Origin of the sequence: Aquisalimonas sp. APHAB1-3 (assembly GCF_048323695.1) — a bacterium.
Classification (GTDB): domain Bacteria; phylum Pseudomonadota; class Gammaproteobacteria; order Nitrococcales; family Aquisalimonadaceae; genus Aquisalimonas.
In genome coordinates, this window is record NZ_JBLWFT010000011.1 from 42,091 (window position 1) to 66,056 (window position 23,966).

Consider the following 23,966-nt stretch of genomic DNA (forward strand, 5'->3'; position numbering starts at 1 on the left):
GTCGTGCCAGCTCACTCAGGCGGTCACGAAAAAGAGGGACAAGGCGAGCGGAAAGGCGCGTCCGGGCGGGCGTTGCGCCTTAACTGCGACTCACGTCGGGAACGGCACCGGCAGAAAACCGACGCGGCAACGCCAGCGTTCCGGCAAGGGCAAGGCGGCAACGGAGCGGCAACCGCTTGCCGCTCACCGCGACGGCTGACGCACGCGGTAGATGACGCCGCCGTGACTGCGCACCATCTCCAGCTGTCCGGCGTGCCGGGCCAGCGATTCCGATGCGCCGACGATCAGGTAGCCGCCGGGGCGCATCTGCTGGATCATGCGGTTGAGGATGTTCTCCCGCGATTCCGCAGAGAAATAGATGAGGACGTTGCGGCAGAACACCACGTCGAAACGACCGAGGCTGGCGTAGCTGTCCAGCAGGTTGTGCACCATGAACTGGGTCCGCCGGCGAATCTCCGGGCGCACCACCCAGTCGGCGCCGCTGCGCTGGAAGTAACGATCACGGCGGTCGGGGCTCAGCCCGCGGTTGACCGTGGAATCCGAATACTTCGCTTCCTTGGCCTGGGCGATCATGGCCGGCGAGATATCGGTCCCAACGATCTCTGCCTCGATACGGGCGCCACGGGCCCGGAACTCCTCCAGGGCGATACTCATCGAGTAAGGCTCCTGCCCCGACGAACATGCGGCCGACCAGATGCGGAGGGTGTCGACACCACGCTTGTGGAACTCCGGCAGCAACGTTTCCTGGAGAATGGTGAAGGGGTAACTGTCACGAAACCACTGAGTTTCGTTGGTGGTCATGGCTTCAATGACGGTGCCCCGAAGGCGTTGGCCACCAGGCTGCTGGACCTTGTACACCAACTCGCCCAGATCCCTGATCCTCTCGCTCTCCATCAGATGACCGAGCCGACTGGAGACCAGATACTGCTTGTTTTCCCCGAGCACGATCCCGCAGGACTGCTCGAGGAACGCGCGAAACGCCTGGTAGTGTTCCGGGGCAATGGATCTGGACGTCACGGAGGCGGCTTCCTCATTGATCGGCAATTGGCTGTAACGGCCGCTCCAGAGCGGCCGACGCCGGGCGAATTGTAGCGTGATGAGACCTGCTAAGACTACGCTGATTCAGGCGGTCACCTGCTCCAGGCGGGCCTGAACCCGAGCCGCCAGTTCGGTTGCTCCGAACTTCGCCAGAAAATCGTCGGCACCAACCCGCTTGACCAGATCCTCGTTGAACATGCCGCTCAGCGAGGAGTGAAGCAGCAGGTGCAGCCCCTTGAGCGCATCATCCCGCCGGATTTCCGTCGCCACTGTATAGCCGTCCATGCGCGGCATCTCCACGTCGGAGATGACCATGAGAAGCTGCCGCCACGGGGACTCTTCCGGGCGAGCCGCCCAGTCCTGCAACGTCTCCATGGCCTCCTGGCCGTCCCGCGCCATGGTGACCTGAACACCCAGGCCTTCGAGGGTGTCATGAATCTGACGCCGGGCCACGGAGGAATCATCGGCAACGAGCACGTGCCAGTCTTCGGCGCCGGAGGCAGGCTTGACGCCGCCCTCCTCCACGCCGGGAAGCGGGCCGATACCGCCCGCCTGGTTGATCTCGTCCATGACCTTCTCCACGTCGACGATCTGCACGAGACGCTCATCAACGCGGGTCACGCCGGTCAGATAGGCGGTATTCGACCAGCTGCTGGGCGGCGGCATAATATCCCGCCAGTTAACGTTCACGATCCGGTCGACACCCCGCACCATGAACCCCTGCACGCTGCGATTGTATTCGGTGACGATCACCGAGCTGGTATCACGCTCTTCCAGCGCCCGCCCGGTGGTTGCCATCCGCAGATCGAGGACGGCGATCGTGCGGTCGCGGATATAGCACACACCGGCGACCGTCGGGTGGGAGTGCGGCAGCTGGATCAGACGCGGCACCGGGATCACCTCGCGCACCTTGAATACGTTGATCCCGAACAATTGGGCGCCGGACAGCTGGAACAGCAGCAGTTCCATGCGGTTGGTGCCCGCAAGGGTGGTGCGCTGGTCAACGGAATCCATGATGCTGGCCATTTGTGAACCTCTCCTGCACCCGCCTGCCGCGCGGGGCTGCTTGCTTGACGTGTCGATAACCGGATATCGGCGCCCGACCGGCAAACTTGACGGCAGATAATGGCGCGAATATTGCTTTCAAATCAGGGCAAGTGACGCCTCGATCCGCGGGGCATTAACGTAGCGCCTGAAACCAATGAACACATGGACTCGCATCACAACCTGGCTGACCGGTGACCGACCAAGCGCGCATCACCGCCGCGGCGGCATGCTGGTCGCGTTCGCCCTCCCGATCGCTCTCGGAGCCGGTACGGCGACCGCTGACGACATCCAGCCTCTTGAGGAAATCCGCGACGCTGTGGAAAGCCATGCCGAGGCCAACCTCGCTGGCGGCGGACAGAGCACGATCAACGTCGGCCGCGTCGACCAACGCCTGCGACTGCCGCGCTGCGAGGAAACACTGGAGACGTTCAGCCCGCCCGGCCGATCAAGCCAGAGCCGGGCGACCGTCGGCGTACGTTGCCACCACCCGAGTCCCTGGACACTCTATGTATCGGTCCGGGTGGAGACATTGAAAGAGGTCTACGCAGCGGCACGCTCCCTGTCCCGGGGAGCACTCCTGAGCGAGGACGACCTGGAACGGGTGGAGATCAACATCAACCGAACGAGCCGCGGCTACTACACCGACGCGGAACAGCTTACCGGCATGGAGCTCAACCGCGCCATGCGCGCCGGTGAAATCGTGACTCCGTCGCGCGTCAGCGCCCCGCAGCTCGTCGAGCGCGGGCAGACCGTGCTTCTCACGCTTGACTCGAGAGCAGCCAGTGTCAGCATGAACGGTGAGGCACTGCAGTCCGGCGCGCTCGGGGATCGCATCCGCGTCAAGAATACGTCGTCCGATCGGGTCATTGAAGGCGAGATCACTGGTGACAGTCGGGTCCGCGTCGGGTACTGACCCCCGGGCCGGGCTTCCCCGGCCCGGGGCACGACGCATCCCGGAAAAAAGTTGCACCTGACGCTAAAGTTGCGGTGAGCCCTGCCGATAGCGGTTCTGACAGGGTGAGTTGCCACTCACTGCGACGCTTATGGAAGGACAGGAGCAAGTCATGGCAAATCCAATTGAGGGCGGCAACCGGCCCGGCACCACACCGACGCAGGACGCCCGGGACAACCGCCAGGTGCAGCAGCCCGGCGAGCGCCCCCAGGTCGGCCAGGAAGCGAATGGTCAAGCCGCCTCCGCCGGCACCAGCGAATCGGAGCGCCTGCAGTCGGTGCGCGACGCCATCGACCAGACCCCCGAAGTGGATCAGGGACGTGTCGACGAAATCAGGGAGCGTATCGCCAATGGCGAGTACCCCCTGAACGCGGAGAGCATTGCCGACCGCTTCATGGAACTTGAGAACCTGCTCGAGGAGTAACGCCGTGTCCGATCATGCGCGCGCCCTGGCCGACACCATCGACGAACAACTCTCGCTGATGCAGGAGCTGAACGTTCAGCTCGAGAAGGAGCAGGACGCGCTGGTGGTACGTGACATGGAGACACTGCAATCGGCATTGAGCCGCAAGGTGGATCTTCTCGGCGCCATCGAGACCAGCGAGAACCGGCGTCTGGCACTGCTGGAGGCCATGACTGGTGCTCACGACGTGAACGCCATCACGACCGCCCTCGAAACGCTGGAGGACCCGGAACCGGTTCAGGCGCAGTGGTCGGAGTTGCTTGACGAACTGCAGCGGTGCCGCGCCATCAACGAAGCGAACGGCCGGGTCATCCAGCAGCAGCAGTACGGTGTGCAGCGGACGATCGATCTGCTCCAGGGAGACGATGCACCCGCACCCCAGACGTATGGACCCGGCGCCGCCTCCGCCCCGCCGGAGAACCGTGGCGGCCGCGAGATCAGCCGCGCCTGACCCGCTCCCGCTTCGACACCGGTCCAGCCACCACGCTGCGTTTATTCCGGGCAAAAAAAACCCGGCCGCATTGGAGGGGCCGGGGGGCGCATATGGGGACAGGGTGCGCCAACGCGAGAAGCACTTCAGCAGACAACCACAATAAAACTCAATATGACCTTAACTTGAGTACAAGGTTAGTACAGTTTTAACCTTCGTGCAAACCTTGTAAAAGGAAAATACATAGCTACGGCTGTTGCCCCTGCAAAACCCGGCAAGAATAAAAGAGTTGTACAGGATTAGCGTTGGCTATGCTGTGGCGGAGGCCTGCGGCGAAGGGCGTTGACCACCCCAACAAGCACCAGAAGAACCACGAACCAGAACGCAAGCGACAGCACGGCCGACCAGAACACGTAGGATTCCATGGTGAAGCCAAAGCCATGGCGGATCACCACATCCGGCCAGGTGCGCGCCAGCCAGTCCATGAACGTGGCGCCGGGCCAGAGCAACACGTATTGCCACCAGGTCAGCGGAAGCTTGTGGAACACGGTCTCTCCTGAAGTGCTGCGTTTCCTGTCAGTTTATCAGCCCTGGTGTCGGCCGAATCGCGAGGCGGCGATCAACGCCAGTAGAAAGACGGCGCCGAGCAACAGGAAGCTCCACTGGAAACCGGCGACGTAAGCCTGCCGATAGAGATCCGGCGGCAAAGCGGCAAGCCCGCCGGCGACAGCCTCACGCCCTGCAACGGCCTCGACCTCACGCACCGCACGCCAGTCCAGCAACACCGACAACGACGTCACACCAAGGGCGCCGCCGAGCTGTTGCGCAAAGTTCAGGGCCCCGGCTCCCTGCGCGGTGCTGGTGAGCGGCAGGCGCGACAGTGAGCCGGTGTGGATCGAGGGCATCCCCAGGCCGAGGCCAAGACGGCCCAATGCCACCCAACCCATGACCGCAAGCAGTCCGGTCCCGGGGCCGGCAACCCCCATGGCGACGCAGGAGGCGGCCATGATGATGAGCCCTGCCACGATGGGAACCACCGCACGCATGCGGTCCGCCAGCATGCCGCCCAGAGGGAATGCCGCCGCCATCACAAGGCCAGCCGGCATCAGCACCACTCCGGCTGCGGTGGGCGTCATTCCCTGGATCTCCTGCACGAACAGCGGGATGAGGTAGGTGGAACCGAAAAGGCCCGCCCCGAACAGCAGCGCAATGGTCGAACCGGCGGCAAAGGCCGGCACCCGGTACAGACGCGGGTCCAGCAACGGGTCCCGTGCCAGCAGCTGCCGCGCGACGAAACCGATCGCCAGCACAGGCACGAGCGCCAGGGCGGCCAGCACCGGTGCGTGCGTCCAGCCGAGCCGTTGCCCGCTAACCATGGCCCACAGCAGTGCCGTCACGGCAATCGCCAACACCATGACACTTAGCCAGTCCAGCTGCGGCCGGCGACCGGATACGCGCCCCCGGGGCACGAAGAACAGTGCCAGCACGCCCCCTGCCACCGCCGTGGGCGCCGGCAACAGCATGACCGCGCGCCAGCCGGTGAGGTCCACCAGGACGCCACCGATGGCGGGACCAACGGCAGGGCCAAGAATGACGCCGAGACCGAACAGGCCGACGCCGAGGCCGCGCTGGCGCTCCGGGAACACCTGGTAGATCAGCGTAATGGCGAGGGGCTGCAGCAGCCCGGCCACCAGCCCCTGGAGCACGCGGGCAAGTATGACCAGTTCCAGCGTGTTCGCCAGGGCACCCAGCAGCGACGCAAGCACGAACACCGCCATGCCGGCGACGTAGACCCGACGCATGCCGAACCGCTGCAACGCCCAGGCATTGAGCAAAATGGCGGTGGTCATGGCCGCCAGGAACCCGGTTGACAGCCAGTGCGCCTCGCTCTGTCCCACCTGGAACACGCCCATGACGTCCGGGATCGCCACGTTGACCACGGTGGTGGCAACGGCCGTGGAAAGCGTTCCGAGCATGACGGCCGCGAGTGCCAGCCATTTGTACGCTGGTCCGTAGCGTTCGAACAGGCTGGTCACTTCATGCCGCACACCGGGTCTCCACCGCGAAAACGCGGTCAAACATACGGCAAGCAGTGACTGACCGCAAAGTCAGCCCGGCTGCGCGGGCACGGCAACCGCCATCAGGCAACGGCCTCGGCCGCGTCGAGAAACACACAGCTCAGACCGCCTTCCTCGTCCACACCGAGTTCCATGGCAGCCGGCACATCGCCTTCGGCCATGAGTGCGAGCAACTGCCTGGCCACGGACGGCAGCAGGCGCTGGTCGATCACCGCTTCCACCTGCCGGGCACCGGTCTCCCGTCCCTCGCACTGCGCGGCAATCCTGTCCACCACATCCGGCGCACAACGCATGGCCATACCGTGCTCGTCCTGCAGCCGGCCAGCCAGGGCATCCAGCTTCAGCGCCACGATGCTGCGCAGGCCCGCGTGATCCAGGGGCCGATACGGGACCACCTGGACCCGGGAGAGGAACGCCGGCGGCAGCGCACGCCGCACCTCCTGCCACGCCAGATCGGCAAGCTCGCCGTCGGTGGCGCCGGTTTCAGTCTGCACGGCGTCGAGAAGAGACTCGCTGCCGAGATTGGACGTGAGCAGGATGACGGTGTTGGTGAAATCCACCTCCCGCCCTTCCCCGTCGCGCATCACACCCCGGTCAAAGACCTGATAGAAGAGATTGAGAACGTCGGGATGCGCCTTCTCCGCCTCGTCCAGGAGCACGACGCTGTAGGGGCGCTGCCGCACCGCCTCGGTGAGCACACCACCCTCGCCGAAGCCGACATAGCCGGGAGGTGACCCTTTCAGCTGCGAGACGGTATGCGCTTCCTGATACTCACTGAGATTGATGGTGATCAGCGCCCGCTCGCCACCGAACAGCTGATCGGCGAGCGCCCGCGCCGTCTCCGTCTTGCCCACGCCGCTCGGGCCGGTGAGGAGAAACACGCCCATGGGCTGGTCGCGGCGCAGCAGCCCCGCTTTGGCGCTGCGCAGGGTCTGGCCGATGGTCGCGAGCGCACCGTCCTGTCCCACGACGCGGTCAGCCAGGGCACTCTCCAGTGCCAGTACGGCATCGAGCTCGTCCCGGAGCATGCGGCCCAGCGGCACACCGGTCCAGTCAGCAACGACGGCAGCCACCGCGGCGGCATCCACTTCTCCGTGGACCAGTGCCCGACCCTTCTGGCTGCGGGATAACGCGTCACGGGCCGAACGGGCCTGCGCCGCATCGGCATCGACCGCCTGCAGCATCCGGACCTGCTGGTCTTGCACTTCCCATTCCGCACGCACGCGGCCGAGTTCCTCCTCCTCCGCCGTCAGTGCTTCGCGCAGCGCTGCCAGCAGGCGTGGGTCGGTCTCCAGCCCGGCCGCCGCCTGCTCGTCCAGCCCGTCGAGGCGCTGACGCAGTGTGGCCGTGCGCTCGCGATGGATGTCCATGGACGCCGGCGGCGCACTCTGGCTGAGGCACACGCGCGATGCGGCGGTGTCCAGAAGGTCCACGGCCTTGTCCGGCAGTTGCCGTCCGGGGATATACCGCACCGAGAGGTTCACCGCCGCCGTGAGGGCGTCATCGGTAATGCGCACGCCGTGATGGGCCTGGTACGGCGCCTTCACCGCCGCCAGCATGTCCAGCGCCGTGTAGGCGTCCGGCTCGTCTACCTTGACCATCTGGAAGCGCCGCGCCAGCGCCGCATCCCGTTCGAAGTACCGCTTGTACTCGGACCAGGTGGTGGCGGCAATCATGCGCACCTCACCCCGTGCCAGCGCCGGTTTGATCAGATTGGCAGCGTCTCCGGTACCGGCCTCGCCCCCGGCGCCGATCAGGGTGTGCGCTTCGTCGACGAAGAGGATGGTCGGCGCTCGAGCCGCGGTCACATCCGCGAGCAGCTGCTTGAGTCGCTTCTCGAACTCGCCCTGGACACTGGCGCCCGCCTTCAGCTGCCCCAGATCCAGCACCCGGATCCGCACGCCGTGCAACGCCTCGGGCACGTCGCCACGGGCGATACGCAGCGCCAGCCCCTCAACGACGGCGGTCTTGCCCACGCCCGGCTCGCCGACCAGGATCAGATTGTTCTTGCGCCGCCGAAGCAGGATGTCGGCAACAGCGCGAACCTCGACGTTGCGGCCGATGACCGGGTCGATTCCGCCGGCTTCCGCCGCGGCCGTGGCATCGAAGGTGTACCGGTCAAGTGCGCTGTCTCCGGCGTTCCCTGCCGTGTCCGCCCGAGGGTTGACCGGCTCCTGCGCCTGCTGCCGACGGGTTGGCGCGTCGCGCCGGAGACGCTCGACATCCACCGCGGCGAGCAGCGCCGGGAGCGCGCCGCCCGGCATCCGCTGACACTGCTCGACCAGTGCGTCCAGCAGTGCGTGGCCGTCAATCCCGTTGCCCCCGTAGTGGAGTTCGGATGCGAGCAGCGCGCGTTCCAGCCACTGCAGCAACGGGTGCGAGAATGCCGGCTTGCCGCCATGGCCGCTGCGCAGGCGCTCCAGCGCCGTCATGAGTGCGTCCCAGACCGCATCGGGATCACCGCCGCACCCCTCCAGGGCAGCCGCAAACAGTGTCGCGCGCTCCTTTTTCTTCAGCAGTTTCACCACCACATGTTCGACATGGATCTCGTAATCGGTGCGTGCCCCGGCGAAGGCGGCACCGGCCTCCAGGGCCCGGGCGCACTCGCCGTCCAGCCGTTCAACAATCTGCCTGATTCCGTTGGCGCTCATGGATTCTCCTTGATCAACAGTCGTGTTCACTCGGGCCAGCGGCTCCGGCTTGGGTCATGCGAACGGGCGTGTCCCGGGGCACGTAATCACCGAGCCAGGCGGACACACCCAGTGCCCTGGCATCCCTGCCCAACAACCATGGCCGGCGGGGCCCCCGGCGCACCATCACTTCGATATCCACCCGATGGCCATGGCCCAGGTAGTCACCCAGCCAGCGCCGCAATGTCCGGCCCCGCTCGCTGCCCGGACCAAGCCCGACGGCCGCGACCTCGTCGGTGGGCCCGACACGCACCAGCATTCGGCCGCTGCCGACGGCCAGCGTTCGCCCGAGGCAGAGATCCTCACCCAGCACCGGCCCGCCGGCGCGGCCCAGACCTGCCTGGGCCTGCGGCAACCGGAACCGCACCGGTTGGCGATCCCGGACTTCGACGCGGGCGTGACCGGTGATGCGCTGAACCAGCCCGCGCACCCCGGCGCAGGTGGGCTGCCGCCCCTGGAACAGATCCAGTCCTCCGGCGGCCGTGATACCGCTCCCGGCACGCGCCGCCAGCGTCGCAAACGCGCGGGCCCAGCCCGCATGGGCCGGATGCCCGTCCGTGGCACGCCAGCCCGCGGCCAGCGCGGCGTGGACGCGGCCATTGAGCCAGTCCAGAAAACCCCGTACCCGGTCACCGCCTGCATCGTGCGCCTCCGACGCGGCGGCGTCGATCCAGTAGTGGGGCAAGGGCGAGTTGCAGCCGTGGAGCGCGAAGAGATCCGTCTCGATCACGACGCGACCGTGTTCGTCGAGGCTGCAGCGGCGAATCTCGCCGGCGGGAAACGTGAGATCGGACGACGGCCGGATGACGTAGCCGCCGGCACCCCCCTCACCCACGGGACGCAGCCCGGCGCGCTCCAGCAACAGCACCGCCTGTCGGAGGCTGAAGGCGTGCCCCGACTGCAGCAGGTCGCGCACCAGGGGCATCGCCGTCTGCCCTACTGCGTCGTCCACAGGGTCTCCTCGCCGCCCGGTTCAACGGCGACGCGCGTTGTCACATAACGGTCCACGGGCGCCCACTCCTGAAACAGGCTATGCAGCAATTCACCCAGCAGTGCCGCCTCGCCCGCGTTGAGCAGCCTCCGCCCGTCCACCGCGACCCGAATCTCCAGCCCCTGCTCTAGCACCCCACGTCGCAGGCGTCCGGTTGCCGAGCAGGTGACCTCCCGGACCGCCTCGATACGCGCCCTCGCGTCGGTGCCCTCCGTGCGATCGAGGCTGGCCAGCAGCGCGCGGATGGCGGGCCCCGTGGCCAGCCGCTCGAGATCGGTCCTGGCAAGCGCGGTCAGCGCCTGAAACGCCGCATCACGCGCCGGAGGGGATCGGTACGGCGTGGGGCGGCGCAGGCTGGTGACGCCGATACCATCCGGTAGCTCGGCGGCGGGCTGGTCCACGTCGCCCTTGCTCAGGTGAAGGCGGGGAATGGCACCGTGGGAGTAGAGTATGTCGGTGGAGACGGTCTCCAGCCCCGCGGCGCCGTCGTCTTCGAGAACGACGCTCAAGACCGGTGTTCCGGTGCCGTTATCCCGACGCTTGACGCGAAACAGGCGCTGTTTCTCCGGCGCAAAATCCCACTCCCAGAGAGGGACAAAGGGGGCAACCACACGCCTGTCCATGGATCGCCCTACAGCGGCAAGCACCTGGTGCACCACCCTCGCACCGACCCCGTCGGCGCTCGCCTTCACCAGGCACTCCGTCGCCCGGTGACCAAGACGCAGCGGGTCGGACCCGCCGCGCACCAGGTTCACCGCCGGCACGCAGTTGCAGCGGATCAGCCCGTCCCGACCCTCGACCGGGGTCGGCGGCGTGGCGTTCAGGAGCACCCGAACCTCCATCCGAGCGCAGTCATGGTCACGATGCAGCGTTTCCAGCCCGTAAAGCCGGATGCAATGCAGCGTCTCCCGTGCCATGAAGAAGTGCTGCAGCCGCTCCAGCGCCGGGCTCCCGGGAATCGTACCTTCCACCCGCTCGGCACGCGGAGCGGGGTACCACGGGGCAATGGCGCCACCGCCGCCCAAACGGTGCCAGCCGGTATCATGCCCGACCCGGGCCTCGACCGCGCTCACCTGCGCGGTGAGCCCATGCCGGAGCGCGTGGGCCAGCGCCGGCTCGGCATCAATGAACAGATCCAGCGCGTCCAGTGGAGGCAGTGCCTCGGCCCCGTCGGCACGCAGGGTCAGGCGCAACTCACTGCGCCCTTCGCCCGCGTCCACCCACGTTGTGCTGGCGGCGCGCAACGGCCGAACAACCGTGTCGAACAATGTCACGAAAGGAACCCGCACGCGCGTGTCACCGGCGGGCTGCGAGAGGACCCGCGCTCCGGCCAGCAGTGTCACGGCCCCCGGCTCGCCGTCGCGCGCACGGAACTGCAGCACGGTGGTGCTGGGGAACGGCTCGACCAGTTCGGGCGCCGTGCAGGCGAGCAACTGGTCGTGAAAATCACTCAGCGAGGCGTCGATCTCGTGCCTGACACCAGCTGTCAGGTAAGCAACCCCTTCCAGAAGGCGTTCCACGTAGGGATCCCGGTCATGGACCTCGTCCAGGTTGAGCATGCGCGCCTGTTCGGGGTTGGCATGGGCGAACGCCTGCCCCGATTCGGCCAGTCGCTGCATCTCCAGATCAAACGCGCGCTTCATGTCCATCGGACAGCTCCTGATCAAGCACCGCCGGTACGCCGCTCTCCCTCAGCCCGAGAGAGAGCCTCACCGGCTCTCCGGAGGCGAGGGATGCACTGACACGCAGACTCACCACAAACCCGCGCTCCGGGCATCCGGGCTCGACGGTCACCGCAACATCGCGTATCCGCGGCTCGTACGCCCGGACAAGACGCCGCACATCCTCGCCCAGGGCGGTGGAGACATAGGGGATATCGGTATACAAGGCGGGCAACGCCGGCGCGCCGTAATCGGGCATATGCACGAGGCTGCCCTGGCGTGCACTGATCAACCGCCGGATGTGCCCCCGGACGCTGGCGATCTGCGACTGCGGCGCGGTCACCACCCGCGCGTCCACCGGCGTGCCATCATCGAACCGCCCCAGCAGGACATCCAGAACTCCGGCCTTCATCGCACTCTCCCTGCGCGGAAGCAGGGGCGGGAAACCACCCGCCCCTGCCGGGTTCCTACCGCCCCTCGGTCCAGGAATCGGAGAACTCGATGTTGCCGTCCACGTACGCCCAGGTGATGCGACCGTAACGGATCGCAACCTCTTCCATGTGCGGGAAGCGTTCCTTGTCCGTTTCCTTGACGTTGTGCATGACCGGCTTGACCGACGTGATCTTCACGTCGTTGAGGGTGTGCCGGAAGTACTCCTTCTCGTTGCCGGTCTCGTCGATCTGATACCAGCTGAGGGTCAGCTCCTCCAGCGTCTGCCCCTTGCTGCACGCCTTGTAGAGGTAAGGCGATGCACTGTCGAACGACTTCGTGAAGACGAACGGCTCGTGCTTGCGGGTTCCGGTCAACGCGCCGTTGTCGCTGTCCGTGGGAATCCGCAGCTCGTGCTCGAAGCCGAGCACTTCAATGCTGCCTTCCCGGTCGGCAATGCTCACCGATCCCTCGATCTCATTGCCCTGATCATCCTTAAGCCACATGTAGGCCGGAATCGCCATGGTCCTTCTCTCCTTTTCCTTGAGTTCACCGAAACGTTGAATCGGGCTTACGCCCTGCTATCCGCAGCCCGGACCGGACCGCGAATCCGTTGGCACACACGGGCGTGCCTTTATGTTGGCAGTTGCGACACCAGCGACAGCTTGAGATCGATCCCCTCGATCTGGAAATGCGGCATCACCGACATGCTGACGCGGTAATACCCGGGGTTCTCCGGAATCTCTTCCACCTGGACCACGCCCTCACGCAGTGGCCGGGAGGCCACCAGGTCGGGATCCGGGTTCTGCATCTTGGTCACCAGCCCCTGCACCCACTCGTTGAGCTCGTTCTCCAGATCCTGGCGGCTCTTGGCGGAACCGATGTTCTCGCGCTGCAGAACCTTGAGGTAGTGCGCCAGCCGCGAGACCAGAAAGATGTAGGGCAGGCGCGAGTTGATGCGGGCGTTGGCAGTCGCCACGGCGGTGGAGTACTGCTGCGGCCGCTGGCTGGAGTTGGCCGAGAAGAAGCACGCGTAGTCGCTGTTCTTGTAATAGCTCAGCGGAATGAAGCCCTCGTTGGCGAACTCCAGCTCCTTGTTCTCGGAGATGAGCACCTCGGTGGGCGTTTTCACCTGAGAGCCGCGGCCGACGTCGTAGACGTGGATGGGCATCTGCTCCAGCCTACCACCCGCTTCCGGGCCCCGGATGTTCACGGTCCAGCCGTACTCCTTGAACGAGCGCGCCATGTTCGAGGCGAAGGCGAAGCTGGCATTGCCCCACAGGTACTTGTCGTGGTTCTCGCCGGTGACATCCTCCTCGTAGTCGAAGGAGCGCAGCGGATTGCTCTCCCCATAGGGCAACCGCAGCAGGAACCGGGGCATGGTCAGGCCCACGTAGCGGGAATCCTCGGTATCGCGGAACCCCCGCCAGCGGGTGTACTCCGCCTTGTCCAGGTAGCTGGAGATATCGGGAATCTTGAAGACATCGTCCACGGACTCCTTGCCGAAGAACTGCCGGCCCACGGCACCGATGAAGGGGCAGTGGGCCGCCGCTGCGATACGCGAGATTTCGGTCAGCAGCGTGATATCGGACGCCGAGCAGTCGAACTCGTAATTGGAGACCATGGCGGACATGGGTTCGCCACCGGGCGTGTCGTACTCCTGGACGTAGACATGCTGGTAGAGCCCGGACTGGGTGATATCGGTGACGTCCTCCAGCTCCTCGGCCAGATCCTCCTTGCTGACATCCAGCAGCTCGAGCTTGATGTTCGCCTTGGGGTCGCTGCGCTCCACCAGGAAGCGCAGGCTCCGCCAGTCGGACTCCACCTTCTGGAACTCCGGATGGTGGAAAACGGCATCGAGCTGTTCGCTGACAGCCGCATCAATGCGCGCGATATACTCGTCGAGCAACGTCTTGTCGATGCGCTCTACGGACTCGCCGCTCTCGCTGGTGAGTTCCAGAAAGACCTGCAGCGCCGCTGTCAGCCGGTCCTCGAAGGGGATGTCCGCCATCACGGTGGAATCCTGGAACGTACCGATATCCAGATCACCATTGATAGGCTGGATCTCCGCAAGCTCGCACAGACGGCTGTAGCTGCCCATGGGCTCTGTGGTGGTCTTCGCCGCCGCGGCGGCCGTTTGCTCCTGCGTCGACATGGTGTTTCTCCTGCTCACTCGCTGGCGGTGTCGGTATTGAGGGGGGCAGCGTCCTTGAGCTCGCCCATCACCTGCTCGAGTTCCGGCTGATTCTGGACAATGCGCTCAAGCTCCCGGCGGAAACGGGCGTTGTCCAGCACGTTGGACTTGAGGTCCTTGAGCAGATTGCGCATGGCCAGCATGTTGTTCACCTGTGGAATCTGGCGCGCCACTTCCTCGGGGGTGAATGCCCTGTAACTGTCGAAGGTGAGATCCACCTTGATGTCGGAGCTGTCCTTCTTGAGGGTGTTCTCCACCGTGGCCTCGACCCGGGGCGAGAGCGTGCCCAGCACCGAGTCCAGGTTGTTCTTGTCGATGGAGATCCTCTCTCGCTCGAGGATGCGTCCTTCGCCCTTGCCGTTGCTGTAGTCGCCCAGCACCAGCATCTTCAGCGGCAGCTCCAGCGTCTTCTTCGCCCCGCCGGTGTCAACATCAAGGGTGATGTTGACGCGGGATTTCGGCACTTCGTTTTGATAGCTTCCCATCGTTACTGCTCCTTTCGGGTGTACTGTCCTCGGTTAACCCCGCAAACAGGCATGCCGGCTACTGGAACCCGGCCGCCGCCTCCACATCGGTCAGCGCAACTCTGGCCTTGAGCGCGGCCATGCGCTGCCTGATCTCGTCGCGCCCCAAGGCAGCGCCGCCCTTTGGCGGGTGCCTGAGGGCCAGTTGCATGGTTCGCCACACCTCCAGTGCGAACTCGGGATCCCACCGGGTGATGCCCCGCCGCTCCATGTCCGTGTCCAGCTCGTCCAGCAGTGGCAGGGCGAGGTCGCTGCGCCCGGCGTCAATGCAGACCTTGGCGCGACCCAGGGTCAGGAGGGCACGCTCGCGATCGTTGCGGCACGCCACCACGTCCAGCAACCGCATGGCTGCGCCAAGCCCTTCGGCACGTACCGCCGTGCGGGCGTCCCCGAGGCGCTGGACAAGATCCGGTTCGTTGGCCTCGCTGGCGTCAACTCCCCGGACTCCTGCAAGCCACTTGGCGATATCCGGTGGCACCATGGGCTGTTCGTCGGCGAAGCGCAGCTGGGGCAGATCCGGCACGCGGGTCAGCAGATCGGCAGTGGCGGCGCGGATGGCGCGGGCGATGTCGGGTCGCCCCATCTCCATGGCCGCCTGATCGGCCCACGCCTGAATGCACATGGCGAGATGACCACCCGGCTCAAGGAACGCGTTCTCGCAGGCGATGAACGCGTCGTCCCAGGCGCCCTGGTCCAGCTTGGCGCGAACGGCGTCCAGCGCCTGTGGCCGCGGCGGCTGGATCTGGGTGACACCCGCCTCCGCGGCCAGCGCATCGAGCCCCGACCACTTCCACGCCCGCGCGAGGCCGACCATGCGACGCCACTCCCCTTCCTTGCGCAGATAGTCCAGGGCGCTTTTCAGCTGGCGGTTGAGATCCCGCTCGGACGCGGGCTTTGCCGCCTCGTCGTGCTTCTCTTTCTGCGCAGCCCGCTGACGGTTCTCGGCCGCACGGCTGGTCGCCAGCCGCGCCTCCGTCCAGTCGCGTAGCGGGCGGAACGACGGCGGCACATCCAGGCGTTCCGCGAGAGCCTCGCCGAGGGCTTCCAGGGCGTGCTGCACCCCCTTGAGGCTGTTCCTGTCCTCCCGGTCGCCAGCGAGGTCGAGGAACGCCACCATGCGATCGTGGGCCAGCCACTCCAGTGCCGACACACGCCCCTGGAGCCGCTGTGGGTGAATGGTCTCCCAGTACTGGTTCACGGCCGCGTGCACCGCACCCAGCCCCTCCCGCAAACCGGCAAGCCCCCGCTGGTGGAGCTCAGCCAGGCAAAGGTAACCGAGCACCCGCAGGTCTTTCCCTTCGTGCGCCAGCCGCTCCGCGGCGAGTTCACTGACCCGCTCGTAGTCATTGCCGCTAAGCTTCTGCACTTCCTCTTTCAGCGCGGCGAACCGGATGCCGTGCTTTGGATCATCACCGGCATCACCGGAGTCATGATCCGGCAGCGGGGCAAGCACCCGGGCCGACAGCCTTTCCACGTCTTCGCGGGCGTCTGTCACGACGCACTCCTTGTGCTCTGCAGCACGGCGAGCAGCCCGGACAGGGTGTCCGGCGCACGCAGCGAGGCGACGCGCTGTGCCGGAACCCCGTCGGGCAGCAATGAGGCGAGGGGCGTCAACGACAAGGCCTCCGCGCGCTGCTCCGGATCGAGAAGGTGGGTCATACAGGTCGTCGGCGGCAGACCGACGAACGCCGCGATGGCAACGTCATCCGCGGAGCCGTGCGGCACCATTGGCCAGACCAGACTCAGTGGCGGACACCGGTCCTCGCCGGAGACGGCCTCAATGGCCCGGACCCAGAACAGTGCGCCGGTCTCGGCACCTGCGGACGTCGCGGGCAAGGCCAGCCCGCCCCGCCGGCGAACCATGGCAGTATCGCGCAGGAGGTCGAGCCGCCGGCGCAGGTCCTCCATCAGAGCCTGACCACCATTGGCGGCCCCGGCGCCGCTCAGGGAAGCACTGACGTCAGCGAGGGGACGATCCGCGAGCGCACGCCGCCAGTTTCCGCGCACGGGCCGCTGACCTGGAGTCAGCGCCTCCAGCTCCCGACGGACCCCGTCGGCATCCAGGGTGGCGGTGGCCGCCTCGGCGAGCCCGGACAGGGCAGGGAAGAAGTCCAGTTGCGCCCCAAGGATCTCGGATGGCAGATAACCGGACCCCTGACCGGGAACCACCCGAAACACGACAAAGGGGTACTCGCGCCCGGTGCGATCCACTCCTGCACGCAACAGGCCGAGCACGCTCTCGCCGGTGTCCCGTGGCGACATCAGGAAGCACACCGGCTGGCAACGCCCGAGCACGGCGCCACCGTCACCCGCGGCGGCGGAACGAAAGCCCTGCTCGAACCAGCGCTCGACGGCGGTCACGGCAGCGCCAACCACGTTCCAGCGAACGAAGTCACCGTGCGAGGGCAGTTTCCCGAAGTAGCCCGTGGTCACACTCTGCGGGCCATTCGCCGATCCGTGGCTCAATGGAGTCATTCCCTATTACACTCCCTTGCCCATCAAATGGCCCACTCCAGGGCCTTACCGTGTCATGTTCCCCGGAAGATCGAAGCGCGACAGATCGCCCCAGTGCAGGACCGGGCTTCGCCGCTGAGTGCGTATCTCCAGTTCGAACGGGCGGTGCTCGGCTGCGTTGTCGTCATGCAGATTCCACTGCCCCACGAACTCGGAACCGCTTTCCCGCTCCAGACTGTCTGCCTCGACAAGCAGCCGGAACAGCGCCCAGTTACCGCGGAAACGCAGCTCGGCCGACTCACCGGTGACACCGGATACCACGGCAAGCCGGGCGCCACGATGGTCGCCGTTCCCCGGCCACTCGAACGCGTGCCAGGACTCCGGCTCGTTGCGATACCGCAGCTGGTGGCCATTGGCGTGCAGCCGCATGTCGGTGAGGTCGGGGTTCGACCCTGGCAATACCGTGTACGACAGATTCAAGTGCGGCTCATCGCCGAACAGCGTCTCTGTGATGTCCTCCGCCTGGGTCAGGCTATACAGGAACCGGGAGGAGAACCCGAGCCCCTGCCCAAGCCACGTCCGGCCCTGCCAGCCTCCCCCGCTCCGACGCACGAACGCATCCAGATCATCTTCGACGAACGCCCAGAGCACGCCGTCACCGGGCCGGAAGAATGATTCGAAGTCGCCGGTGGCGACGTCCGAGCCCTCGCGACTCAGCGGGAACCGGTTCTGCAGATCACTGCGGTAACGCGCGACCACCTGCTGCTGCCACCGGTCCTCCAGGTGACTCCGGGACTGCGCCAGAACGCGACGCCATGTGCGCTCCAGGGGCATGATCAGGGCCGGTTGCATCGCCACCCGCACATCGTGGGACACGTCGGCCAGAATCCGCCCGGTTTCACGGTAGGCATCGTATACCCCGAGGCCGACCCCGTTACCGGCAATCACATTCGCCGCGTACTCGGCGCTATCCTCCCCGGGATCCGAGGCGACCGAGAGCACCTCGACCTCTTCCTGCAACGATTCCACGCCCGGGGCATAGCGACCCAGCGCCTCGGGCATGCCGTGATCCTCGTTCTCGCGCAGCAGACGCAGCATCTCCATGCCGCGCATGTCGTGGCGGAACCGGCCCGTTGCTTCCATGCCTGCCGCATCGGCAGACACTTCCGCGAGCCCGGAGGGCCCATGGTTGGCGACATGCTGGTAAATGCCCTGGTACAGCGCAGCCAACGGACCATCGTCACGTGACAGACGGTCCAGCCGGGAGGCGACATCCCGCAACGATCCGAAGCCACTTGGCGCGACACTCTCGATGAAATCCAGCCACGCGCTGACGAAATCCTCGATGTAAAGCGCCTCGATGGACTCACGGATGTCGTCTCGGCGGGCACGGCTCATCTCGCCGGCATCATCGCGGGCGGTCACCCAGTCGCGCTCGGCCTGGTCACTCAGGAGTTCGTCAATGCGCGCTTCGAAGAAGTCATCCCAGACCCCGCCCGCGAACGCCCCTGAGACCCGCTCGTCGGCGTCCCAGAACGCCCTGCTGCGGCCGTCGACCAGGTCATGCAGGCCCACCGGGTCGTGCCGGTTCCCCGCCTCCCCGAGAATGCGGTGGTAGAGGTCCCCCGCCCGGGTGCGCACGGCCAGGTCACGCCGTGCATCATCGACAAGGGCCTCGTCTGCCGCCATCCAGCCTTCGCCCGTCACTGCATCAAGCAAACCACCTTCGAGCGTGAGCACGAGGCTGTCCTCCAGCGCCCGCAGCTGTGACCGGCGCAGTTCGAAACCCCGGCTTGCCGCCCAGTAGACGGCCAGGCGTGGGCCGGCCAGGTCGGGGTCGAGCCGCTTGGGCTCCGAGGACATCATGAGATGGGCGGCGAGCGTGTCACGGTAGCGTTCCCTGACCGCTTCCCGGCCGCTGTCATCGAGCGTGCCCCAGCGGTCGTTGAGTCGGCCGATGCCGGCAACCAGCTCCGCAGTCGCGTCGTCGAGGATGACGTCGACCACCATCCGCCGCATGAACGGCTCCAGGGTGGCGAGCTGCCGCTCCAGTGTCCCGGCGCGCAAGCGGTCCCGCCAGCGCGGTTCATCCCGCAGCGACCGCAGCTCCGCCCAGTGGCTGTGCAGCCCCGCCAGCGCCGCCATGACTTGGCGTTCGCTGGCCTGTTCATCCAGCATTACCTCACGCGCCTCCTCGACCCGTTCGCGGCCGACCTCCGTCATGGCTGCATCGCGCTCCGCGGCCACGGCGAACAGACCGAGAGCGCCTGCGACCACCGCACCGCAGGCACAGAGCGTGGCCCCCTTGAGGCTGCGCTGGGTCAGAAGACGGCGCCGGTCAGGGCGAACCAGATTGGCAAGCGGCAGCACGGCATCGGTGAGCAGCCCCTTGATGAAATACGCGCGGGTATCGTTGTCGGCCCGTTCAACGGTCTCGTCGGCATCCTCCATGAAGGCGGATTGCAGGCGCCCGTGGATTCGGCGCAACGGGGCTCCACCCTGGGTGCCGCTGGTGAGGTATACGCCCTCGAAGTGCGGGACCTCGCGGTACGGATCCTCGCGCACCAGGAGGTCCAGCAGTTCGCCGAGCGGGGCGCAGGCGGACCGGAACTGAGCCGGGAACCCGAAGGTGTCGATCCGGCGCGCCAGATTCCGTTGCATCGACACCTTGCGAAGGCGCAGCGCACATAACCGCCTGTGCAGAGCGCCAAGCACGGCGCCGACCGCAGACTGGCGATCCGCGCTCTCGCCCGGTGCGTGCGAGAGAGACACGCCCCAGGCCTGAGCGCGCTCCTCCTCGGACAGATCCTCGAAGAAGGGCTCAAAGCCCTCGATGCGGTCCGCCTGCGTCAGGACCAGATACACGGGGAAACGCACCCGCAGCGACCGGGTCAACTCATCCAGCCGATCCCGCATGATGGTCGCATGCCGCCGGATCCCGTCGCCGTCGGCAGTCAGCAGATCGGGCAGCGGCAGCGTCAGCAACACCCCGTTGATCGGCCTCCTGGGGCGGTGCTGGCGCAGCAGATCGAGAAAGGCAAACCACTCCGGGCGATCATCCGGCTCCGAAGTGTAACGGCCGGCGGTATCCAGAAAGATCGCCTGATCGGACAACCACCAGTCACAGTTGCGCGTCCCGCCGAACCCGCGCTGGCGCAGGGCCTCCTGGTCGTCGTAGGGGAAATGCAGGCCGGACTCCCGGATCAGCGTGCTCTTGCCCGCCGCCGGTGGGCCGATGACCAGATACCATGGCAGCGTATACAGCCCTTTGGCCCAACCGGAGGTGCCGAGGCGGCTGGCTTTCAGTGCCTGAACACGCTCGTCCACCTGCCGGGACAACAGTTCGATGTCCGCTTCCTGCTGGGACGGTGCCTGCTCGCCCATGGCGTCGACCATGCGTCGCCCACGGCGGTGTTTGACCAGAGCAACGATGCCGGCGATGACCGCCCCGGTCACCAGGACGACAGCCACGATCACACCCCGCTCCACCAGGCCGGGGAATCCCGCATGGGGGAGGACGAACCACAGGAGCAGACCCGCGAGCACGAGCGCGATCAACACGCTGCCGGCCGCCGAGAGGAGAAACTTCTTCAGATTGCGTGCGATCCATGCCATGACGTTTCACCGGCGCTCAGCCGTCCTCCCCGCGCCCGAAGAGTTCAATGTGCGTTTCGCGGATGTCCTGTGCCGCCGCCTCCACTTCACTGGCCGTGGCACCCAGGTAGTAGAGATGGCTCAGCCCGACTGCCGCCACGGTCGCCACGGCGATGGCCCAGTACGGCACCCGTGCGCCCGCCCGCCCCACTTTCTGGGTGAACGTGAGCCGTTCCGGGGACAGGCGGGGATCCGGTTGCCCACGGACGTCTTCGATCTGTGCGTGCAGATCCATCTGCAGCACCATCAGCCGTTCCGGCTCCTGAAACGCGTAGGCGCCCTCGAAACCAAGGTGCAGACACGCGCAGTAGACCTCGATGAGAGCAATGTTGCGCTCGGGCTCGCGCCGTAGTTCGCCCAACCGGTCGAAGAACTTCTGCCCGGCCGTCTGCTCGCCGAACAGTTCCAGCTGCAGGGGGTGAGCCATCCATTCGGCGCGCCCGTCCCACTCCGAGGCGATCACCGCCTCATCGACATATGCCACCACCGCGAAACGCGCAGACTCGACATCCGCGAGCGCAAGCCTGTTTTCGAGCCCGCAGCGGTCAAGGCCATGGAGTGCCTCCACCACGGACGCACGAAAGGCATCAAACGGGCCGGCCCGATCCGGCCGCGTGCGCAGCGGCGCCACCATGGCGAACACGTCGCTGGCCGCGTCGAGCAGCGGATTCACCGCGTCCCGATCCTGCTGGTTCATGGTCACCTCTCCGTGGTCTAGCCTTCGTGCACCGACACCATCTCGACCCGCGCATCACGAAACGCTGCGGGCATGTAAAGTGCGAGGGAACCGGCCTCCCTGGCCCGCCCCCAGAACTCGCCGGATTTATCCAGGCGGAAATACTCGTACCCGGTCTTCACCGGCAGCCGGTTGGGGGGGCGCTGAACGTGGATCAGTTGCACGCCCGGCAATGCGGACGCAACGATGCGCTCCAACTCCGCCCGCGCCCCGACCTTGACCTGACGTGGCAGATCGTCGATCCAGGTCATGGAGGTGGCGGCGTCAAAGCGCACCGCCAGGAACAGCGTCTGCTCGTCAAGCAGGCGGGACTCCACGCCTTCGACCTGAAGAATGGACTCGGACTCCCGCACCAGCTGGATCGACGCCAGGTGCTGCGGCAGCGCCGTGCCGATGAGGTCGTCCACTGCACGATCCAGCGCCTGCATCACGGCGTGCAGGTCACCATGGTCGTACACGGGCGGCTCGGGCACGGCGTTATCATCATCCATATCGGAGAAGATGCGCAGCCCCGCGACCAGGCGGGACAGTACGTCGTACGCCTGCGAAGGGTGGCTCCCGGGGTTCGCCCGTAGCGACCGCAGCGCCGCCGCGGCCGGCTCCAGGGTCTGCAGAAGCAGAAGACTGGCCACCTCACTGGGCCCGAACTCCTGCACACGCCCGGCCGACGCCTGCTGACGGCGCACCACGGACACGCGGGCCGAGACGCGCTCGAGATTCCGCTCGACGAGATCCATGAGCGCCGGCGCCGCACCAATACGGCAGACCGTGGGCACGAACCGCGCCGACAGTCGAAAGGCCCTGTCGTCCAGGCGCTCCACTTCGGCAATCTTCACGCTGACCGCCCCCGACTCCGGTGGCTCGCCCGCGCGCAGACTGGCATTGGGGCTGCCAAGCATGACCTCGCGGCTGCGTTCGCCGTCGTGGGCATCCGCCATGTCCACGAACCGCGGCCGCCACCCTGCACCCGTACCCGCTGACGCATACCCGGGCAGGTCCTGGGCCTGGTCGTTGGCGGGCATTGCCAGATGGATATCGCCGCCACGCGCGGGGAGTCCCGTCAGGTCCGCTTCGACCGCACCGTCGACGCGCTCGTCCAGCACGATCAGGCGGCCGTCCGGGAGGACGGCTTCACAGTACGTCAGTCGACACGTTCCCAGTGCCAGCGCCTCGGAATCGATAACCAGCGTCAGCAGGCCCCACAGGTGCGGGGAGACGGCCGAGGCGCGCAACACCTGGGCCGCCTCGTTGTACCGGTCCCACGCCTGGAAGTGCTGCTGCCCGAGTAGTACGCCCTCGGCCCACAGGGGCCTATCCGCTCTGCGCTCCATCACCGCCACCCCCCGCGTCCGCGCGGCTGGTTCCTTTGTGGGGTCGGGCGATCTTCCACAAAGCGCATGTGTACGGCGTCCGCGTCATCCCCTTCCAGCAGCGCATTGCCCGAGAGGCCGAGCCGCAGCCCGGAGGAACCGCGGAGGCCGAAAAAATCCCCGGGCAGCGCCTCAATGACCCGCCAACGATCGCTGTCCGGCCGGCGATAGAGCACGGCCACGGCGGCGTGGGTCGCGTCTTCTTCCATGTCCACGGTGACGTTCTTCTGCTCATCGGGGCGAACCACGTATTCCTCGCGCGCCAGCATGGCGTCACCGAGGGCGTCTTCGTCGCCGGCGAGCAGATCGTCGAAGTCCGCTTCAAGGAAAGGGGTGTCATCATCGAGCTGGTACAGCCGTACAACCACCGACAGCGGATCACCGGAGGGCGCCGGATTGATCTCCGGGGTTGCCGCCATGGAGAGGTCCACCCGCGGGGAGCAGCCCGCCAGCGCGACCAGCAGCACCACCGTGGCGACCACCAAGGGCATGCGACCGGGAAAGGAGGAGGTCATCATTGCTGCGCATCCCCTGCCTGCGCCATGTCTGTTTGCGGTGCGGACGGGCCAACCGGACCGGACTGCCGGGGGGCCTGCGTTACCGATGCAAGTGTCGCCGCCGTGGGACGGTGTCGCAGGTAGGACCAGACGTACACTGGCACGGCGATTTCGAGTAGCTGCCGCGCCTTGGCCGGACGGCGGAACCAGGCCACAAGACCGCGCCAACGGCCTCTCAGACGCCGGCCGGCAGGCCACCGTCTGGCCGCAGCGGGCAGGCGCCCTTGCACGGCCGCGTCGCTGGCGTCATCCAGCGCCATGACCATGGCGGCGTGGTCCCGTGCGAGCAGTTGCAGAAACGCGCGCAGGCGTTCGGCCCCGTCCGGGGACGCGGCGAGCCATTCGTGAAAGGTCTCTTGCGGGGAATTGGCGTCGAGAAGCTCAGGACATTCGGCAAACACCTGCCGCAGCGGCAGACCGAATTCCTCAGCGAACTGCTTCTTACTGTGCACGAGTTGTGCGAGGCCGATCGCGAGCTCACGCTCGACGTCGCCCACGGGCGACTCGCTCGCCCCGGCATCCATGCGACCCTGCTCCATGGTCAGGCAGCTCCCTTGCTTGGCTACACCATCCCTTGTCCGCCGCGTCCTGCAGCGGGGCTCCGCGCGCTTCCAGCGCTTCGGGACACCCACCTGTTCCCGATCAAGCCGAGTGAATACTGCCTGCTTTCCCGAACCCTTTGCAACCCTGCGTGTCGT

At 66.5% G+C, this 23,966-nt stretch carries 21 protein-coding genes; 3 read left to right on the forward strand and 18 right to left on the reverse strand.

The annotated features are described in order from the left end of the window. Nucleotides 1-183: 183 nt before the first annotated feature. Together ACNSTU_RS14240 and ACNSTU_RS14245 are read right to left on the reverse strand one after the other, a co-directional pair. On the reverse strand, nt 184-1,017 hold the full coding sequence (locus tag ACNSTU_RS14240; RefSeq protein WP_290635708.1) for a CheR family methyltransferase: 834 nt from the start codon (nt 1,015-1,017) through the stop codon (nt 184-186). Between the two features lie 105 nt (nt 1,018-1,122). After that, nucleotides 1,123-2,064, reverse strand: a complete 942-nt coding sequence (locus ACNSTU_RS14245; RefSeq protein WP_290635706.1) for a chemotaxis protein — start codon at nt 2,062-2,064, stop codon at nt 1,123-1,125. A gap of 175 nt (nt 2,065-2,239) precedes the next feature. On the opposite strand from ACNSTU_RS14245, the gene flgA reads away from it, so the two are divergent. The 3 genes from flgA to ACNSTU_RS14260 all read left to right on the forward strand — a co-directional run bounded on the left by flgA (nt 2,240) and on the right by ACNSTU_RS14260 (nt 3,951). Next, nucleotides 2,240-2,998 carry a flagellar basal body P-ring formation chaperone FlgA gene (gene flgA, locus ACNSTU_RS14250; protein WP_290635704.1) on the forward strand — a complete coding sequence of 253 codons (759 nt, stop codon included), beginning with the start codon at nt 2,240-2,242 and terminating at the stop codon, nt 2,996-2,998. 151 nt (nt 2,999-3,149) lie between these two features. Beyond that, nucleotides 3,150-3,461 (forward strand): flagellar biosynthesis anti-sigma factor FlgM, encoded by a 312-nt coding sequence (gene flgM, locus ACNSTU_RS14255; RefSeq protein WP_290635701.1) that lies wholly within the window; start codon nt 3,150-3,152, stop codon nt 3,459-3,461. 4 nt (nt 3,462-3,465) lie between these two features. Beyond that, nucleotides 3,466-3,951, forward strand: coding sequence for a flagella synthesis protein FlgN (locus tag ACNSTU_RS14260; protein WP_290635699.1), 486 nt, complete (start codon nt 3,466-3,468; stop codon nt 3,949-3,951). Between the two features lie 278 nt (nt 3,952-4,229). Here the strand turns inward: ACNSTU_RS14260 and ACNSTU_RS14265 are convergent, their stop codons facing one another. The 16 genes from ACNSTU_RS14265 to ACNSTU_RS14340 form a co-directional block, all read right to left on the reverse strand. Next, nucleotides 4,230-4,478, reverse strand: a complete 249-nt coding sequence (locus ACNSTU_RS14265) for a hypothetical protein (RefSeq protein ID WP_290635697.1) — start codon at nt 4,476-4,478, stop codon at nt 4,230-4,232. Nucleotides 4,479-4,514: 36 nt separating this feature from the next. Next, a complete protein-coding gene (locus tag ACNSTU_RS14270) occupies nt 4,515-5,978 on the reverse strand; it encodes a DHA2 family efflux MFS transporter permease subunit (protein ID WP_418212518.1) in 1,464 nt (487 codons plus the stop codon). Between the two features lie 92 nt (nt 5,979-6,070). Continuing rightward, nucleotides 6,071-8,659: a type VI secretion system ATPase TssH gene (tssH, locus tag ACNSTU_RS14275; RefSeq protein ID WP_290636889.1), complete on the reverse strand. Its 2,589-nt coding sequence runs from the start codon at nt 8,657-8,659 to the stop codon at nt 6,071-6,073. A gap of 13 nt (nt 8,660-8,672) precedes the next feature. Then, nucleotides 8,673-9,650: a type VI secretion system baseplate subunit TssG gene (locus ACNSTU_RS14280; RefSeq protein WP_290635691.1), complete on the reverse strand. Its 978-nt coding sequence runs from the start codon at nt 9,648-9,650 to the stop codon at nt 8,673-8,675. Then, nucleotides 9,635-11,338: a type VI secretion system baseplate subunit TssF gene (locus tag ACNSTU_RS14285; protein ID WP_290635689.1), complete on the reverse strand. Its 1,704-nt coding sequence runs from the start codon at nt 11,336-11,338 to the stop codon at nt 9,635-9,637. Before ACNSTU_RS14285 ends, ACNSTU_RS14280 begins: the two co-directional genes overlap by 16 nt. Beyond that, nucleotides 11,316-11,762, reverse strand: a complete 447-nt coding sequence (tssE, locus tag ACNSTU_RS14290; RefSeq protein WP_290635687.1) for a type VI secretion system baseplate subunit TssE — start codon at nt 11,760-11,762, stop codon at nt 11,316-11,318. Before tssE ends, ACNSTU_RS14285 begins: the two co-directional genes overlap by 23 nt. A gap of 55 nt (nt 11,763-11,817) precedes the next feature. Next, nucleotides 11,818-12,303 (reverse strand): Hcp family type VI secretion system effector, encoded by a 486-nt coding sequence (locus tag ACNSTU_RS14295; protein ID WP_290635685.1) that lies wholly within the window; start codon nt 12,301-12,303, stop codon nt 11,818-11,820. Nucleotides 12,304-12,413: 110 nt separating this feature from the next. Continuing rightward, nucleotides 12,414-13,934, reverse strand: a complete 1,521-nt coding sequence (gene tssC / locus ACNSTU_RS14300) for a type VI secretion system contractile sheath large subunit (protein WP_290635682.1) — start codon at nt 13,932-13,934, stop codon at nt 12,414-12,416. Nucleotides 13,935-13,948: 14 nt separating this feature from the next. After that, nucleotides 13,949-14,458 carry a type VI secretion system contractile sheath small subunit gene (gene tssB, locus ACNSTU_RS14305; RefSeq protein ID WP_290635680.1) on the reverse strand — a complete coding sequence of 170 codons (510 nt, stop codon included), beginning with the start codon at nt 14,456-14,458 and terminating at the stop codon, nt 13,949-13,951. 58 nt (nt 14,459-14,516) lie between these two features. Beyond that, nucleotides 14,517-15,992: a type VI secretion system domain-containing protein gene (locus tag ACNSTU_RS14310; RefSeq protein ID WP_418212519.1), complete on the reverse strand. Its 1,476-nt coding sequence runs from the start codon at nt 15,990-15,992 to the stop codon at nt 14,517-14,519. Then, nucleotides 15,989-16,963 carry a type VI secretion system-associated protein TagF gene (gene tagF, locus ACNSTU_RS14315; protein ID WP_290635676.1) on the reverse strand — a complete coding sequence of 325 codons (975 nt, stop codon included), beginning with the start codon at nt 16,961-16,963 and terminating at the stop codon, nt 15,989-15,991. The genes ACNSTU_RS14310 and tagF overlap by 4 nt, the downstream gene beginning before the upstream one ends. A 54-nt stretch (nt 16,964-17,017) precedes the next feature. Next, nucleotides 17,018-20,566: a type VI secretion system membrane subunit TssM gene (gene tssM, locus ACNSTU_RS14320; RefSeq protein ID WP_418212520.1), complete on the reverse strand. Its 3,549-nt coding sequence runs from the start codon at nt 20,564-20,566 to the stop codon at nt 17,018-17,020. A gap of 16 nt (nt 20,567-20,582) precedes the next feature. Further along, the gene (gene icmH, locus ACNSTU_RS14325; protein WP_290636892.1) at nt 20,583-21,302 is read right to left on the reverse strand and encodes a type IVB secretion system protein IcmH/DotU; all 720 of its coding nucleotides are present in this window, start codon (nt 21,300-21,302) and stop codon (nt 20,583-20,585) included. Between the two features lie 17 nt (nt 21,303-21,319). After that, the gene (gene tssK / locus ACNSTU_RS14330) at nt 21,320-22,672 is read right to left on the reverse strand and encodes a type VI secretion system baseplate subunit TssK (RefSeq protein WP_418212521.1); all 1,353 of its coding nucleotides are present in this window, start codon (nt 22,670-22,672) and stop codon (nt 21,320-21,322) included. Beyond that, nucleotides 22,672-23,229 carry a type VI secretion system lipoprotein TssJ gene (tssJ, locus tag ACNSTU_RS14335; RefSeq protein WP_290636780.1) on the reverse strand — a complete coding sequence of 186 codons (558 nt, stop codon included), beginning with the start codon at nt 23,227-23,229 and terminating at the stop codon, nt 22,672-22,674. Before tssJ ends, tssK begins: the two co-directional genes overlap by 1 nt. Then, entirely contained in the window at nt 23,226-23,807 is a 582-nt protein-coding gene (locus ACNSTU_RS14340) for a hypothetical protein (RefSeq protein ID WP_290635463.1), read from the reverse strand. Before ACNSTU_RS14340 ends, tssJ begins: the two co-directional genes overlap by 4 nt. Nucleotides 23,808-23,966: the final 159 nt, after the last annotated feature.